The organism is Streptomyces sp. NPDC050211 (assembly GCF_040656035.1).
In the GTDB taxonomy this organism is placed as follows: domain Bacteria; phylum Actinomycetota; class Actinomycetes; order Streptomycetales; family Streptomycetaceae; genus Streptomyces.
In genome coordinates this window covers 17,893-32,684 of record NZ_JBFALC010000032.1, presented here as the reverse complement: position 1 = coordinate 32,684, position 14,792 = coordinate 17,893, and the positions used below count along the sequence as shown (strand labels likewise).

Genomic DNA, 14,792 nt, shown 5'->3' with positions numbered 1-14,792 from the left:
CCCGGGGGCCGTTGTCAGTGCCGCGTGCCACCATCGGGCCATGGACACGATGCGGCCGCTGCGCCTGGCCAAAGACGCCATGGACCGCGACTGGGCCGAGCCGTCCCTCGACCTGGACGCGGTGGCGGCGCATGCCGGGTACTCGCGCTATCACTTCATACGGGCTTTCAAGGCGGCGTACGGCGAGACGCCCGGCCAGTATCTGACGCACCGCCGCATCGAGCGGGCCGAGGATCTGCTGCGCACCGCGAATCTGACGGTCACGGAGATCTGCCACCTCGTCGGCTTCAGCAGCCTGGGTACGTTCTCGACCCGGTTCAAGGCACTGACCGGGCTGACGCCCACCGAGTACCGGACGAAACACCTGGGACGCGGTACCGCCCTCATACCGGGCTGCTACGTCATGCACTGGGCCGGAGGCTTCCGGCCCGTCGCCCCCGGACCACAGCGCAATTCTGAAGAAGCGGGCTGACGGCGCCGTCTCCTACGGTGACAGGGCAGGCACGACAGCAGCCGACAGGAGCGCGCCATGATCAAAGGTCTCAAGATCGCGACCGTCTGGGTCCTCGACCAGGACCGGGCCAAGGAGTTCTACACCGAGAAGCTGGGCCTCGAGGTCCGCACGGACATGACCATGGGCGAGGGCGGCATGCGCTGGCTCACCGTCGGCTCCCCGGAGCAGCCCGACCTCGAGCTCACGCTGATGGTGCCGGACGGGCCCGGCATGGACCCCGAGTCCGCCGAGATGATCAGGAAGCTGGTGGCCAAGGGGTCCCTCGGCGCAGGCGTGCTGACCACCGACGACATCCACGGCGACTACAAGAAGCTCAAGGACCGGGGCGTGGAGTTCCTGCAGGAGCCGCAGGAGCGTCCCTACGGCACGGAGGCGCTGTTCCGCGACGACTCCGGGAACTGGTTCTCCTTCACCAGCCGCGCGAGGGTGGACTCGACCTGGGCAAGGACTGGTCCTGCTGAGGCGGAGCCCTACGGCAACATCTGGTAGCTGCCCGTGCTCGTCGGCGCATGCTCCGGCAGCCACAGCACGGCCACCGCGCCCTCCGCCGGTACGTGCTCCGGCGCGCCCGCCGGGCGGATGTTGCGGAAGGTCAGCCGGGCGCCCAGGACCCGGGCCTGGCCGGCGGCGATGGTCAGGCCGAGGCCGTGGCCGTGGCCGGAGCGGTCGCTGCGGCCGGTGCGGAACCGGCTCGGGCCCTCGGCGAGGAGCTCCTCGGGGAAGCCGGGGCCGTGGTCGCGGACCCGGATGACCCGGCCCTCGACGGTGACCTCGATGGGCGGCTTGCCGTGCCGGGCGGCGTTGGCGAGCAGGTTGAACAGCACGCGCTCCAGGCGCCGAGGGTCGGTGGTGACCTCCGACTCATGGACCACACGCACCTCGATGGCCGGGTCCTTCGCCGCCACCCGCCGGCTGACGAACTCGCCCAGCATGATGTCCTGCAGCTCGGCCCGCTCCGATGCACCGTCGAGGCGGGCCACCTCCAGGACGTCCTCCACCAGCGTGCGCATGGCCTTCGCCCGGTCCAGGACCAGCTCGGTCGGCCGGCCCGGCGGCAGCAGCTCGGCCGCGGTCAGCAGCCCGGTCACCGGCGTGCGCAGCTCGTGCGCGATATCGGCGGTGACCCGGCGCTCGGCCTCCAGCCGCAGCTGCAAGGCGTCCGTCATGGCGTCCACCGCGCTGGCCAGGTCGTCGGTCTCGTCCCGTACGACACCGCCGATCGCGTCCCGCACCCGGACGTCCGTCTCGCCCTTGGCGACCTGGTTCGCCGCGGCCGCCGCCTTGCGCAGCCGACGCGACAGCTGTCCGCCGATGAGCACACCGAGCGCGCTGCCGCCGAGGACGACGGTGATGGAGCCGATGACGAGGGCCTGGTCGAGGTCGTTGAGGATGTCGGTGCTGCGGTCGGTGAACCCGGTGTGCAGGGACAGCACACGGCCGTCCGTGACCGGTACGGCGGCCCAGATGTCCGGCACGCCGCCCTTGTGGTCGGTCACATAGGTGGCCCGGCGGCCCTGCTCGACCTTCAGCCGCAGCTCGGGCGGCAGGTCCGGGTCGTTGATCTCGACGTTCGGGAAGTTCGGCCGTTTGGACAGCTCGTAGTTGCGCTGGGCGATCTGGATCCGTTCGTCGGCCAGCTCCCGGGCGTTGTCCAGCATCGAGACCCGGGCCGCGTTGTGCACGACCAGGCTCAGCGCGATCGCCACCAGCGCACCGACGAACGCGATCGCCGCGCTCAGCTTCCACCGCACGCCCGTACGGATGCCCGTGCGTGCCCATCGCGCCGGGAGCAGGCGCCCCAAGATCCCCCGCATACCCCTGCTCAGGCCTTCAACTTGTAGCCGAAGCCGCGAACCGTCTCGATACGGTCCTGGCCGATCTTCGTACGCAGCCGCTGTACATGGACGTCCACCACGCGCGTGTCACCGCCCCAGCCGTAGTCCCACACGCGCTCCAGGAGCTTGTCCCGCGACAGAACCGTGCCCGGCGCCGACGAGAACTCCAGGAGCAGCCGCATCTCCGTGGGCGTCAGCGCCACCGGCTGCCCGCCCTTGCGCACCTCCATGCCCTCGGTGTCGATCTCCAGCTCACCGAAGGTCAGCACGCCGCCGCCCGGCAGGGACTCGGGTTCCTCCGGCTGCCCGGCGCCGCCCGCGTGCCCGAAGCGGCGCAGCACCGCCCGGATCCGCGCGACCAGCACGGCACCGTCGAACGGCTTGGTCACATAGTCGTCCGCGCCGGCTTCCAGACCCAGCACGACGTCGATGGAGTCGGCCCGCGCGGACAGCATGATCACCGGCACCGTCGACTCGTCCCGGATACGGCGGCACAGGCTGACGCCGTCCAGGCCCGGGACCATCACGTCGAGCAGCGCGATGTCGGGGCGGTTCGCCCGGAACGCCTCCAGGCCGGACAGCCCGTCGGGCATCGCGGTGACCGCGAAGCCGTCCCGCTCCAGGGCGAGCTGCGTGGCCTCACGGATGACGTCGTCGTCCTCGACGAACAAGACGTGGGTCTGGTCTGCCATCCCGATGCTCTCTGTCCTCGTATGAGTCTCGTGGTGCGTTCACTGTGCTGACGTAGGAATCGTGCGAGCGGTTCATCGTGCTGGGCGGTTGGTCGTGCAGGCGGATCGTCGTGCAGGCGGTTCACTAGGGGATCGTCCCGGCCCGCCCGATCGGTTCACGCCTCAGCCGGTCTCCGGTGCGTCGGTGGGATCCCCGCCGACGCCGCTGCTGTAGTCGCTGCGTACGCGGCCCTCCTCGTTGAAGCGGCCCGACGCCAGCCAGCGGTACGTGATCACATCCTGGGCGGACGGACTCGACACCGGGTCACCCTTCTCGTACACCTGCTTGGTCACCACCAGGTCGCCGCGGTCTATCTCGGCGTAGACCGGCGGTTCCTCGGCCTTGAACACATTCTCGTACCGCCCGTCTTCCTCGCGATACACATACGAGCCGACTCCTACCGCATCTCCGCAGGTCAGCACATTGACGACGACATCGTTCGCCGGTCCTCCGGTCAGGTCGCCGTACGACACGTCGACCGGGTACTCGTCGCCGATACAGGGCTTCAACTCGCGTTTGACCCCGGCCGAGACGGCTGGGTCGTCCTGTACCAGCTTGACGGCGCCCAGGCTGTCCGGGGTCGCGGAGGGCGAAGCGGGAGGTGACACGCTCGCGCCCGCCACTGCCTCGGCGTGCGCGGGGCCCTCGTCACGGGCGCCGGTGCCGCCGGTGCCGCAGGCGGACATGAAAAGGCCGAGGGCGGCGAGCACGGCCACCGCCGTGAACGCCGCCTGCAAGGTGCCCCGACCCGCGGTGGCCCGTTGGCCCGCTTCGGGATCCGGGTCGGTCAAGCCGCGCACCGCTCCTGCTCCTCACGCTCCAGCGCGCGTGCGTCCAGATCGCGGCGCTCCAGCTCCTCGCGGAGCCGGGCGAGCGCCCGGTGCAGCGTGCTCTTGACCGTTCCGGCCGACATGCCGAGGGCGGCGGCCGTCTCCTCCGTGGACATCTGCTCCCAGTGTCGCAGCACCACGACGCTGCGCTGCTTGGGAGCCAGCACCTTCATGATGTCCATCAGCAGGGCACGGTCCGCGTGCTGCTCGGTGGCGTCGTCGACGCAGGCGTCCGGGAGCTGCTCGGTCGGCACTTCCTCCAGCTTGCGCGCCCGCCACCACTCGGTCCGCGTGTTGATCATCACGCGGCGCAGATAGGCGTCCGCCAGCCGCTTGTCGGCTATGCCCTCCCAGCGGCCGTACGTCCGTACCAGCGCGGTCTGGAGCAGGTCCTGCGCGTCGACCGGGTCCGGGACCAGGCGGCGGGCACTGCGCAGCAGCGCGTCCTGCCGGGTACGGACGTACTCCTCGAACTCGAGCACCTCGCCCACTGCGCCCACCTCGCCCTGCTCCATGATCGACCGCCTCCATCCCCGTGCTTCTGTAGCTGTGCCACCCCGTCGGGCACAGAAATGAAGCTACGGAGGCGTTGTCACGGCGCTGTGCGAAGCAGCCTGCGGCTAGCGCTCGGCTGTCCGTCGGTTGTGTAACAGAGGTAGGGCGGACGTAAACGTGCAGGTGGGATGGGTTGGGTATGGGGTGATTTGGGGGTGGGAGGGGCTGAGGTTTCCCTGTGTTGCGTTGTGACTCGGCTGTACGTCAGCTCAGCGGCAGCCGGTACAGACCCCCCGCCAGCGGCTCCACCAACCCGTCCGCGACGAGGCCGTCGAGGGCCCGGGCGCGCTGCACCGGCTCGTGCCACACCCGGTCCAGGACGGACTGCGGGACCGGCGCGTGGGCGTCGCGCAGCACGGCGAGGAGCTTGCCGCGTACCTGCCGGTCGGTGCCCGCGTACGTCTGCCCGCGGCGCGGCGGGCCTTCGTGCTCGGGCTTGCCCGCGAGCTGCCAGGCGCACTGGGCGGCGATGGGGCAGCGGTGGCAGGTCTCGTTCTTCGCGGTGCACACCAGCGCCCCGAGTTCCATGGAGGCGGCGGCCCAGCGGGCGGCGGTCCGCTCGTCCTCGGGCAGCAGCGCGCGGGCGAGCTTGCGCTCGGCGGCGGTGGTGGCGTTCGGCGCGTACTGGACGCCGGTGACCGCGCGGGCGAAGACCCGGCGGACGTTGGTGTCGAGCACGGCATGCCGCTGGCCGTACGCGAAGGAGGCGACCGCGGCGGCCGTGTACTCGCCGATGCCGGGCAGCGCCAGCAGCTGGGCGTGATCCGTCGGTACGTCACCGCCGTGCCGTTCCGTTATGGCGACGGCGGCGCCGTGCAGCCGCAACGCGCGGCGCGGGTAGCCGAGCCGGCCCCAGGCGCGGACGGCCTCGCCGGGAGCCTCCTTCGCCAGGTCGGCGGGGCGGGGCCAGCGGGCCAGCCACTGCTCGTAGACGGGCCGGACGCGGTTGACCGGGGTCTGCTGGAGCATGAACTCGCTGACCATCACCCCCCATGGCCCGGCTTCGGGCCGCCGCCACGGCAGATCGCGGGCGTGCTCGTCGAACCAGGCGATGACGGGGGAGTGCAGGGGCTCGCCGAGAAGACGGTCGGCGGCGGTACCGGCGCGGTGCGGGGGCTGGGGCATCGTGGGCGCAGTCATGGCCTTCCGATCCTGCCACGGCGTGCGGCGCTTGGGCTGCTTTGGCCACGGCCGGTCGGTGGGTCGCCGGTGTGACGGCGGTCGTGGGTGTGCGCCGCGTCCCTGTTGTTCGGTGGCGTCGGGCCGGGATGATGATCTGGAAAAGTTGACGCAGGGCGGCGGGTGGGGGCAGCGACGGCGCCGATCTCTCGTACAGTTTGCGCCGTGGGATCTCTGCGCAATCCGGTCGGGCCGCTTCCCTCCTCCATCTACTGGCGTCGGAGGGCCGTACTGCTGTCTGTGATCGCCCTGTTGGCCTTGCTGATCACCTGGATCGTCACCATGGGCGGAGGCGGCGGCAAGAACGGCGCCGACGGTGCCAACGGCGACGGAAGTCCCACGCCGTCCACCATCACGCCCGGACCGTCCGGCTCCGGCCCCGCGATCAGCCAGGCGCCGGGCGGGCGCGACGAGACGGGGGACGGGGACTCCAACGGGTCCTCCTCCGGGTCGGGTTCGGGCGGCGGGGACACGGGCGGAACCTCCGACGGGGCCAACGGTGACAGCGGGGGCGACGACGGATCCGCGGGTGGCGGGTCCGAGGGCGGTGCCGGTAGCGGTGGTGGTGTCGGTACGGGGGACACGCTCCCGGCCGGGTCCACGCTGCCCAACTGCACCACCGGAGCGGTGAAGTTGAGCCTGCGCAGTGAGCACAACGCGTACGGGCCGGGGCAGACGCCGACGCTGGTACTGACCGCGACGAACTCCTCCGCGGCCGACTGCAAGGTCGATCTCGGGCCTGAGAGCACGGTGTTGACGATCACTCAGGCGGGGGAGGACGACGATTTCTGGTCGTCCGAGGACTGCGTGAAGTCCTCCGGGAGCCTGTTGTACCGGGTGCCTGCCGGCAGCAGCATCACGTACACCGTGGAGTGGGACCGGAAGGGCAGCGCTCCAGAGTGCGCTACGCCTTCGGTGGGGGCGGCTGGGGCGGGGACGTATTTGGTGGAGGCTGCGGCGCCGGGGTTTGCGAAGGTGCAGACGTCGTTTGTGCTGGAGAAGGACTAAGCGCTTCGCGTGGGTGCCGCGATTGGTCGGTTGGCGTCTGCGGGTCCGTTGTGGCTGGTCGCGCAGTTCCCCGCGCCCCTAAAGGGGCGCTGCAGCGACTGCGTGACTAGACGTACCGTTCCAGGATTGACGACTCCGCCAGCCTCGACAGGCCTTCCCGCACGCTACGTGCCCTTGCCTCGCCTACGCCGTCGACCGTCTGCAAGTCGTCCACGCTTGCGGCGAGGAGTTTCTGCAGGCCGCCGAAGTGGTCTACGAGGCGGTCGATGATGGCGCCCGGGAGGCGGGGGACCTTTGCCAGGAGGCGGAAGCCGCGGGGTGATACCGCGGTGTCGAGGGCTTCGGGGGATCCGGTGTAGCCCAATGCCCGTGCCACCGTGGCGAGTTCGAGGAGTTCGGCGTGGGTGAGGGCGTCCAGTTCGAAGAGGGCTTCTTCGACGGTGCGGGAGCGTTTCGCGGTGGGCTCGGGGACGTAGTCCCGGACGACCAGCTCGCGCTCGGGCTCCACGCCGGCGATCAGCTCGTCGAGCTGGAGGGCCAGGAGCCGTCCGTCCGTGCCCAGTTCGACCACATACTCGGCGATTTCGGTGGCGATGCGGCGCACCATCTCCAGGCGCTGGGCGACGGCGGAGACGTCCCGGACCGTCACCAGGTCCTCGATCTCCAGCGCTGACAACGTTCCCGCGACCTCGTCCAGGCGGAGCTTGTACCGCTCCAGGGTCGCCAGCGCCTGGTTCGCGCGGGACAGGATCGCCGCCGAGTCCTCCAGGACGCGGCGCTGGCCGTCGACGTACAGCGCGATCAGGCGCATGGACTGGGAGACGGAGACGACGGGGAAGCCGACCTGCTTGGAGACCCGGTCGGCCGTGCGGTGCCGGGTGCCGGTCTCCTCCGTCGGGATCGTCGCGTCGGGCAGGAACTGCACACCCGCCCGCAGGATCTTCGACAGGTCGGAGGTGAGCACGATGCCGCCGTCGAGCTTGCACAGCTCGCGCAGCCGCGTCGCCGTGAACTCGACGTCCAGCACGAATCCGCCCGTGCACATCGCCTCGACGGTCTTGTCGAAGCCGAGCACGATGAGTCCGCCGGTGTTGCCGCGGAGCACCCGCTCAAGGCCGTCGCGCAGGGCCGTGCCGGGTGCCACGGCGCTCAGTGAGGCGCGCATCAGGCCATCGGCACCGGAACTCCCGCCGGACTTTCCGGGAGCTGCCGCCCGGTCGTTGGCTGCCACTGCACTCCTCCGGTCGCAGGTACTTCTGGCGCTCCCGTTTCGCACACTCGGTTCGTACGCACGGGCGAGACCAGGGCAAAGTCTACCGGCGGTCCTCCTCGTCCCGTGGGGCCTCTCGGCGACGCGAGCGCGGAAGGACTCTCAGAGCGTCCCCTATGTCGGCCACTTCCAGGACCTTCATACCGGCGGGGATCTTGCCGGGATCGCCCGGCACGAGCGCGTGCGTGAAGCCCAGGCGGTGTGCTTCGGAGAGCCTGCGCTGCACGCCCGTGACCCGTCTGACCTCGCCCGCGAGCCCCACTTCGCCGATCGCGACGAGGTTCTTCGGCAGGGGGGTGTCGCTCGCGGCGGACGCCAGGGCGAGGGCGATGGCCAGATCCGCGGCGGGCTCGGAGAGCTTCACGCCGCCGACCGTCGCGGAGTAAATGTCTCGTTTGCCCAACGCGCTGATTCTGCCCCGCTGCTCCAGGACGGCCAGCATCATCGAGACGCGGGAGGTCTCCAGGCCGGATGTGGTGCGGCGGGGGGAGGGGATCTGGGAGTCGACGGTCAGCGCCTGGACTTCGGCGACCAGGGGGCGGCGGCCCTCCAGCGTGACGGTCAGGCAGGTGCCGGGCACCGGCTCGGCCCGCCTGGTCAGGAACAGGCCGCTCGGGTCGGTGAGGCCGGTGATGCCCTCGTCGTGCAGCTCGAAGCAGCCGACCTCGTCCGTGGTGCCGTACCGGTTCTTGACGCCTCGTACGAGCCTGAGGCGCGCGTGCCGGTCGCCCTCGAAGCTCAGGACGACATCCACGAGGTGCTCGAGGAGCCGGGGTCCCGCGATGGCGCCGTCCTTGGTGACATGGCCCACAAGGAGCGTGGACATGCCGCGCTCCTTGGAGGCCCGGATCAGCGCCCCGGCCACCTCGCGCACCTGCGCCATGCCGCCGGGTGCGCCGTCGATCTCCGGGGAGGCCACCGTCTGCACGGAGTCGAGGATCAGCAGGGACGGCTTCACCGCGTCCAAGTGGCCGAGCACGGCGGCCAGATCGGTCTCGGCGGCGAGATAGAGGTGGTCGTCCAGGGCCTTGATGCGGTCGGCGCGCAGCCGGACCTGGCTCGCCGACTCCTCGCCCGTGACGTAGAGCGTGCGGTGCTCGTCGCTCGCCGCCTTGGCCGCCACGTCGAGCAGGAGCGTCGACTTGCCGACGCCGGGCTCGCCCGCGAGGAGCACCACGGCGCCGGGGACCAGGCCGCCGCCGAGCACCCGGTCCAGCTCGGGCACGCCGGTGGAGCGGGCGGTGGCCTGACGGCCGTCGACCTGGCCGATGGGGAGCGCTGAGGTGGTGACGCGCCCCGGTGTCGTCGTACGGACCGCGGGCGTGCCGTACTCCTCGATCGTCCCCCACGCCTGGCACTCGGGGCACCGACCGAGCCACTTCGCCGTCTGCCAGCCGCACTCCGTGCAGCGGTAGGACGGGCGGTCCTTGGTGGATTTCGTACGGGCAGCCATGCGGAGAACCGTAGCCGGGAGCACTGACAACCCTGCCGCCGGACGTGTGACGCCCGGCACCATCGCCGCCGCGTTGGGCGTCCAGAACCATGGAATCCTGCGTTCCTGTCCCCTTATGAGGGATCGTTTCACCCGTATGGATTAAAAGTGCTCAAGGGGCGAGAAGCCGCCAACCCCCGCCGCCTACGGTCCACGGGTGATGAGCAGCAGTTCGGAGACCACGACCCGCACCACCGGCGCACACAAGGCGCACCGGGAGGCGCGTGACCGTGCTGCCGCGCGCACGCTGGCGCAGCGGCCGTCCGCGCGCTACGAGCCCTACCTTGACGGCCTGTTCACCTACTGCCTGTCCGTGCTGTGCGACCACGACGCGGCCACCGCCGCCCTCGGAGACGTCCTCGTGCTGGCCGAACGGCGTGGCCGGCGCGGCCCGGACGCGGCCGGCGACCGCAGGGCCTGGCTGTACGCGCTGGCCCGCTGGGCCTGCCTGCGCAAGCTGGCCGAGGCCAAGCAGAAACGTCATGCCACCCACGCCGCGGGACGACATACCGGCGACCGGCGGCGCACCGAGGAGTCCCCCGCGCCGCCCGTCTCCCCGCAGGTCCAGGAGCAGCGCCGGTGCGAACTCTCCCTGCTCGCCTGGCCGGAGGCGGCCGGCACCACCCCGGAGCAGCGCGAGGCGCTCGAACTCGCCGTGCGCCACCACCTCGCCGCGCACGAGGTCGCCGCCGTCCTCGGCCTGGACCTGGCCGCCGCCCGCGAACTGCTCGCCTCCGCCGCCTGCGAGGTGGAACGCACGCGTGCCGCCCTCGCCGTCGTGGAGACCGGCGGCTGCCCGGGCGTCGCCCGCCTCACCGGCGACAACCAGCTGGTGCTCAGCGCCGCCGTCCGCCGTGAGCTGGTGCGGCACGTGGACGACTGTCCGCGCTGCCGCCGTACCGCCGAGCGCGCGATCCCCGGCCGCTGGCCCGGCGCGAACGCCACCACCGCCGAACTGCCCGTCCTGGAGGCGCCCCGCGCGGAGCTGCACATCGCCCTGGCGCACGGCCCGCGCGCGCGGATCGCCGCTCCCCGCTTCGACCGGCGCGGCTTCCCGATGGACCCCAAGGACCGCGCGGCCCGCAGAGACCGGCTACGCGCGCGTGCCCTCACGACCACGGTGGTCGCCACCGTCGTGGCCGCACCCGTGCTCGCCCTGTGGGCGGCCTACCGCGGCACACCGGCCGCCGAGGGCCAGGAGGGCAGCTCTGCCACCGCGAGCGAGGCGCACGGCCCTGGCGGCCTGGACGGCGAGACGGCGGACGGCGGCTACGAGCACGCCGGCAACGCCCGCACCAGGCCCGGCACGCGCTTCGCGACGGGCGGCAGGCCCGACGTCTCGGTGGAGGTCATCAGCGTCACCGGCGCCGCCCAGAAGGCCCGCCTCGAGGTGACGGCCGGCCACAGCGGCGACACCACGCTCCTCACCCTCACCGCGACCGGCTCCGCGCCCGTCCGCTGGTCCGCGACCACCGCCGCCCCCTGGCTCTATCTGAGCCAGTCCGCGGGAACCCTCGCCCCCGGCGACTCGTTGACGATCAAGGTGTACGTCGACCATCTGCGCGAGCCGTCCGGGCCCTGGAGCGCGCGCGTGGCGATCTCACCGGCCGGCGCCGTCGTCTCCATCGAGGGCTACGGCACCGCGCCCACCCCGTCCCACCCGGGACCCGCTCCGGGCACCCCCGGCAACCCGCCCCCGTCGACCTCAGACCCCACTCCGACCCCGCCCGACCCGACCCCCACCGAGCCCACGCCGAGCGACCCGCCCCCGACCTCGGCAGACCCGAGCCCGACCCCCACCGAGCCGTCGCCGACCGATCCGGGGGACCCGTCAGGTCCGCCGCCTCCGTCGCCGAGCGACACCGGGGCCCCGAGCGCGCCCCCGTCGTAGCGGCTCAATCAACGAGCCGTCCGACCCACCGCGATCCGCAGCGGCTCACTCCACCGGATCCGCCGGATGCGGCGCCAGCAACGGCAGCTGCGACGCCAGCCGCTCCTCGCACAGCTCGACCAGCCGGTCGTAGCCCGCCTTGCCCATCAGCTCGGTCAGCTCCGCCCGGTACGACACATAGACGGGATCGCCGGCACCGTGCGCCGAGGTCGCCGAGGTGCACCACCAGTGCAGGTCGTGGCCGCCCGGACCCCAGCCCCGGCGGTCGTACTCACCGATGGACACCTGGAGCACGCGCGTGTCGTCGGGCCGGTCGATCCATTCGTACGTCCGCCGGACCGGCAGCTGCCAGCACACGTCGGGCTTGGTCTCCAGCGGCTCGCGGCCCTCCTTCAGGGCGAGGATGTGCAGCGAGCAGCCCGCGCCGCCGGCGAAACCGGGCCGGTTCTGGAAGATGCACGAGCCTTGATACGGGCGGGTCTGCCGGTCGCCGTCCTCGTCGACCGACACCCAGCCGGTCTGGGTGCCCACGTCATGGTGCTGCCAGATTTCCGGCGTGAGCCTCGCCACATGCCCGGCGACCCGCTTCTCGTCGTCCTCGTCGGAGAAGTGCGCGCCCAGCGTGCAGCAGCCGTCGTCCGCGCGGCCGGCCTGGATGCCCTGGCAGCCGCTGCCGAAGATGCAGTTCCACCGCGAGGTCAGCCAGGTCAGATCGCAGCGGAAGAGCTGCTCTTCGTCCGCCGGATCAGGAAATTCCACCCATGCGCGTGCGAAGTCGAGGCCCTTCTCGTCGCTCACGCGCGGGACCTTCGGCTGCTCGGCCGCCTTCGCCTGCGAAGAACCCTTGCCGGATTTGACCTTCTTGGCCGACTTTTCGTCCTTCGTCTTTTTCGTCTTTGGCACGGGACCAGGGTAAGTCGCCCGGAACCCGTTCCGGGACCGCCGAGGTGGCGGTGCAGGTCTTCGCTGGCAGTAGCGTTCTGTACATGAGACTCGGTGTCCTCGACGTGGGATCGAACACGGTGCACCTCCTGGTGGTGGATGCGCACCCCGGCGCGCGCCCCCTGCCCGCCCACTCGCACAAGGCGGAACTGCGCCTTGCTCAACTCCTCGACGACGACGGAGCGATCGGCCCCGACGGCGTCGACCGGCTGATCGGCGTCGTCCGCGAGGCGCTCCAGGCCGCCGAGGACAAGGGCGTCGAGGACCTGCTGCCCTTCGCCACCTCCGCCGTGCGCGAGGCCACCAACGCCGACGACGTCCTCGCGCGCGTGCACGCCGACACCGGCGTCGAGCTCCAGGTCCTCACCGGCGCCGAGGAGGCCCGCCTCACCTTCCTCGCCGCCCGCCGCTGGTTCGGCTGGTCGGCGGGAAAGCTGCTGGTCCTGGACATCGGCGGCGGCTCCTTGGAGATCGCGTACGGCATCGACGAGGAGCCCGACGCCGCCGTCTCCCTCCCCCTCGGCGCCGGCCGCCTCACCGCCGCCTGGCTCCCCGGCGACCCGCCCGACCCCGAGGCGATCCGCACCCTGCGCCGCCATGTCCGCGCCCAGATCGCCCGCAGCGTCGGCGAGTTCACCCGCTTCGGCCCCCCGGACCACGTCGTCGGCACTTCGAAGACCTTCAAGCAGCTGGCCCGCATAGCCGGCGCCGCCCGCTCCACCGAGGGCCTCTACGTCCAACGCGACCTCAAGCGCGAGTCCCTGGAGGCCTGGGTTCCACAGCTGGCGGGGATGACCGCGGCTCAGCGCGCGGAACTCCCGGGGGTCTCGGAGGGACGCGCGGGCCAGCTCCTGGCCGGCGCACTGGTGGCGGAGGGCACGATGGACCTGTTCGGCGTGGAGACGCTGGAGATCTGCCCGTGGGCGCTGCGGGAGGGCGTGATCCTGCGGCGACTTGATCACATGGGCTCCGCATAAGCGCCCCGATAGGGGCGCGGGGAACTGCGCGAGCAACCACCGACAACCCGCACTCGCACACGATGAAGCCGCACAACGGCGAATAGGCGAACACCAACCCCGACCCACCCCCGAGAGACACGTACCCTTTCCCTCGTGGCAAACCCAGCCGTACGGATCCCGGACGCGAAGGTCGCCCTCTCGACCGCCTCGGTCTACCCGGAGTCGACGGCGACGGCCTTCGAGATCGCCGCACGCCTCGGGTACGACGGGGTCGAGGTCATGGTGTGGACCGACCCGGTCAGCCAGGACATCGAGGCCCTGCGCCGCCTCTCGGACTACCACCGCATCCCGATCCTGGCCGTGCACGCCCCCTGCCTGCTCATCACGCAGCGCGTCTGGTCCACCGACCCCTGGGTCAAGCTCCAGCGCGCCCGGGCGGCGGCCGAGAAGCTGGGCGCGAGCACGGTCGTCGTACACCCCCCGTTCCGCTGGCAGCGTCAGTACGCCCGTGACTTCGTCGCCGGGATCTGGCGTATGGCCGACGAAACAGATGTGCGGTTCGCGGTGGAGAACATGTACCCCTGGCGCTACCGCGACCGCGAGATGCTCGCGTACGCCCCCGACTGGGACGTCACCAAGGACGACTACCGCCACTTCACGATCGATCTCAGCCATACGGCGACGGCGCGCTCGGACGCGATCCAGATGGTCGACCGCATGGGGGACCGGCTCGGCCATGTCCACCTCGCGGACGGCCGGGGCTCGGCCAAGGACGAGCACCTCGTGCCGGGCCGCGGCACCCAGCCCTGCGCCGAGCTGCTGGAACGGCTCGCCCTGACCGGCTTCGACGGCCACGTCGTCATCGAGGTCAACACCCGGCGCGCGATGTCCAGCGCCGAACGCGAGGCCGACCTCGCGGAAGCGCTCGCCTTCACCCGCCTCCATCTGGCGTCGGCCGTGCAGGCGCCCCGGCGATGACCGACGCGACCGCCCGAAGGCGCGGCAGACCCCGTCGTACGGAATCCGCCGACACCCGCGACCGCATCCTGAACGCGGCCCGCGAGGAGTTCTCCGAGCGGGGCTACGAGAAGACGTCCGTGCGTGCCATCGCCAAGGCGGCCGGAGTCGACTCGGCGCTGGTCCACCACTACTACGGCACCAAGGAGCAGGTCTTCGAGGCGGCCGTCGAGGTCGCCTTCGCGCCGGCCCTTAAGGTGCGTGACGTGGTCCTCGAGGGTCCGCTCGACGACGTCGGGGAGCGCATGACCCGGGTGATCTTTGGGCTCTGGGAGAACCCGGTCACCCGCGCACCGCTGCTCGCGATCGTGCGGTCCGCGGTGAACACCGAGGCCGCGGCGGCCGTCTTCCGCCGACTCGTCTCCGCGCAGCTGATGCGCCGCATCGCCGGTGAGCTCGACGCCCCGGACGCGGAGCTGAGGGCCGAGCTGGCGGCGGCGCAGCTCGTCGGCGTCGCGATGATGCGGTACGTGATCAAGATCGAGCCGGTGGCGTCGGTGGACGTGGAGCAGATCATCACGCGGGTGGCGCCGGTGGTGCAGGGACACCTGACGAATCCCTGAAGCCA

The 14,792-nt window shown here is 71.5% G+C and carries 15 protein-coding genes; 7 read left to right on the top strand and 8 right to left on the bottom strand.

The window, feature by feature from the left end; genetic code table 11:
• The first annotated feature begins 40 nt into the window (after positions 1 to 40).
• Together AB0I98_RS28040 and AB0I98_RS28035 are read left to right on the top strand one after the other, a co-directional pair.
• Positions 41 to 472 (top strand): helix-turn-helix transcriptional regulator, encoded by a 432-nt coding sequence (locus tag AB0I98_RS28040; protein ID WP_362946605.1) that lies wholly within the window; start codon positions 41 to 43, stop codon positions 470 to 472.
• Between the two features lie 57 nt (positions 473 to 529).
• A complete protein-coding gene (locus AB0I98_RS28035) occupies positions 530 to 1,003 on the top strand; it encodes a VOC family protein (RefSeq protein WP_362946603.1) in 474 nt (157 codons plus the stop codon).
• On the opposite strand, the gene cseC is transcribed toward AB0I98_RS28035, so the two are convergent.
• The 5 genes from cseC to AB0I98_RS28010 form a co-directional block, all read right to left on the bottom strand.
• A complete protein-coding gene (gene cseC / locus AB0I98_RS28030) occupies positions 985 to 2,328 on the bottom strand; it encodes a two-component system sensor histidine kinase CseC (protein WP_210577996.1) in 1,344 nt (447 codons plus the stop codon). The genes AB0I98_RS28035 and cseC overlap by 19 nt on opposite strands.
• 8 nt (positions 2,329 to 2,336) lie before the next feature.
• Positions 2,337 to 3,041 (bottom strand): two-component system response regulator CseB, encoded by a 705-nt coding sequence (gene cseB / locus AB0I98_RS28025; RefSeq protein WP_362946600.1) that lies wholly within the window; start codon positions 3,039 to 3,041, stop codon positions 2,337 to 2,339.
• 162 nt (positions 3,042 to 3,203) lie between these two features.
• The gene (locus AB0I98_RS28020; RefSeq protein WP_362946776.1) at positions 3,204 to 3,767 is read right to left on the bottom strand and encodes a hypothetical protein; all 564 of its coding nucleotides are present in this window, start codon (positions 3,765 to 3,767) and stop codon (positions 3,204 to 3,206) included.
• A gap of 101 nt (positions 3,768 to 3,868) precedes the next feature.
• Positions 3,869 to 4,426, bottom strand: coding sequence for a SigE family RNA polymerase sigma factor (locus tag AB0I98_RS28015; RefSeq protein WP_362946597.1), 558 nt, complete (start codon positions 4,424 to 4,426; stop codon positions 3,869 to 3,871).
• A gap of 244 nt (positions 4,427 to 4,670) precedes the next feature.
• Positions 4,671 to 5,606, bottom strand: a complete 936-nt coding sequence (locus AB0I98_RS28010) for an A/G-specific adenine glycosylase (protein WP_362946595.1) — start codon at positions 5,604 to 5,606, stop codon at positions 4,671 to 4,673.
• A 204-nt stretch (positions 5,607 to 5,810) separates the two neighbouring features.
• Here AB0I98_RS28010 and AB0I98_RS28005 point away from each other — a divergent pair, with 204 nt between their 5' ends.
• Positions 5,811 to 6,653, top strand: coding sequence for a hypothetical protein (locus tag AB0I98_RS28005; RefSeq protein ID WP_362946592.1), 843 nt, complete (start codon positions 5,811 to 5,813; stop codon positions 6,651 to 6,653).
• Between the two features lie 106 nt (positions 6,654 to 6,759).
• Here the strand turns inward: AB0I98_RS28005 and disA are convergent, their stop codons facing one another.
• Both disA and radA read right to left on the bottom strand, forming a co-directional pair.
• Entirely contained in the window at positions 6,760 to 7,884 is a 1,125-nt protein-coding gene (gene disA, locus AB0I98_RS28000) for a DNA integrity scanning diadenylate cyclase DisA (protein ID WP_362946588.1), read from the bottom strand.
• A gap of 82 nt (positions 7,885 to 7,966) precedes the next feature.
• Positions 7,967 to 9,376 (bottom strand): DNA repair protein RadA, encoded by a 1,410-nt coding sequence (gene radA, locus AB0I98_RS27995; RefSeq protein WP_362946586.1) that lies wholly within the window; start codon positions 9,374 to 9,376, stop codon positions 7,967 to 7,969.
• Positions 9,377 to 9,572: 196 nt separating this feature from the next.
• Here radA and AB0I98_RS27990 point away from each other — a divergent pair, with 196 nt between their 5' ends.
• Positions 9,573 to 11,306: a hypothetical protein gene (locus tag AB0I98_RS27990; protein WP_362946583.1), complete on the top strand. Its 1,734-nt coding sequence runs from the start codon at positions 9,573 to 9,575 to the stop codon at positions 11,304 to 11,306.
• 45 nt (positions 11,307 to 11,351) lie between these two features.
• Here the strand turns inward: AB0I98_RS27990 and AB0I98_RS27985 are convergent, their stop codons facing one another.
• Positions 11,352 to 12,209, bottom strand: a complete 858-nt coding sequence (locus AB0I98_RS27985; protein WP_362946581.1) for a hypothetical protein — start codon at positions 12,207 to 12,209, stop codon at positions 11,352 to 11,354.
• 83 nt (positions 12,210 to 12,292) lie between these two features.
• On the opposite strand from AB0I98_RS27985, the gene AB0I98_RS27980 reads away from it, so the two are divergent.
• The 3 genes from AB0I98_RS27980 (at position 12,293) to AB0I98_RS27970 (ending at position 14,787) form a co-directional block, all read left to right on the top strand.
• Complete coding sequence (locus tag AB0I98_RS27980) at positions 12,293 to 13,225, top strand: Ppx/GppA phosphatase family protein (RefSeq protein ID WP_362946579.1); 933 nt, start codon at positions 12,293 to 12,295, stop codon at positions 13,223 to 13,225.
• 135 nt (positions 13,226 to 13,360) lie between these two features.
• On the top strand, positions 13,361 to 14,185 hold the full coding sequence (locus AB0I98_RS27975; protein ID WP_362946576.1) for a sugar phosphate isomerase/epimerase: 825 nt from the start codon (positions 13,361 to 13,363) through the stop codon (positions 14,183 to 14,185).
• Positions 14,182 to 14,787, top strand: a complete 606-nt coding sequence (locus AB0I98_RS27970) for a TetR family transcriptional regulator (RefSeq protein WP_362946573.1) — start codon at positions 14,182 to 14,184, stop codon at positions 14,785 to 14,787. Before AB0I98_RS27975 ends, AB0I98_RS27970 begins: the two co-directional genes overlap by 4 nt.
• Positions 14,788 to 14,792: the final 5 nt, after the last annotated feature.

Excerpts from the sequence above, each read along its gene's own strand:
- AB0I98_RS28035 (WP_362946603.1), top strand. The coding sequence starts at position 530 with ATGATCAAAGGTCTCAAGATCGCGACCGTCTGGGTCCTCGACCAGGAC.
- AB0I98_RS27980 (WP_362946579.1), top strand. The coding sequence starts at position 12,293 with ATGAGACTCGGTGTCCTCGACGTGGGATCGAACACGGTGCACCTCCTG.
- AB0I98_RS28040 (WP_362946605.1), top strand. The coding sequence starts at position 41 with ATGGACACGATGCGGCCGCTGCGCCTGGCCAAAGACGCCATGGACCGC.
- cseC (WP_210577996.1), bottom strand. The coding sequence starts at position 2,328 with ATGCGGGGGATCTTGGGGCGCCTGCTCCCGGCGCGATGGGCACGCACG.
- AB0I98_RS28010 (WP_362946595.1), bottom strand. The coding sequence starts at position 5,606 with ATGACTGCGCCCACGATGCCCCAGCCCCCGCACCGCGCCGGTACCGCC.
- AB0I98_RS27970 (WP_362946573.1), top strand. The coding sequence starts at position 14,182 with ATGACCGACGCGACCGCCCGAAGGCGCGGCAGACCCCGTCGTACGGAA.
- cseB (WP_362946600.1), bottom strand. The coding sequence starts at position 3,041 with ATGGCAGACCAGACCCACGTCTTGTTCGTCGAGGACGACGACGTCATC.
- radA (WP_362946586.1), bottom strand. The coding sequence starts at position 9,376 with ATGGCTGCCCGTACGAAATCCACCAAGGACCGCCCGTCCTACCGCTGC.
- AB0I98_RS28015 (WP_362946597.1), bottom strand. The coding sequence starts at position 4,426 with ATGGAGCAGGGCGAGGTGGGCGCAGTGGGCGAGGTGCTCGAGTTCGAG.
- AB0I98_RS28020 (WP_362946776.1), bottom strand. The coding sequence starts at position 3,767 with ATGTCCGCCTGCGGCACCGGCGGCACCGGCGCCCGTGACGAGGGCCCC.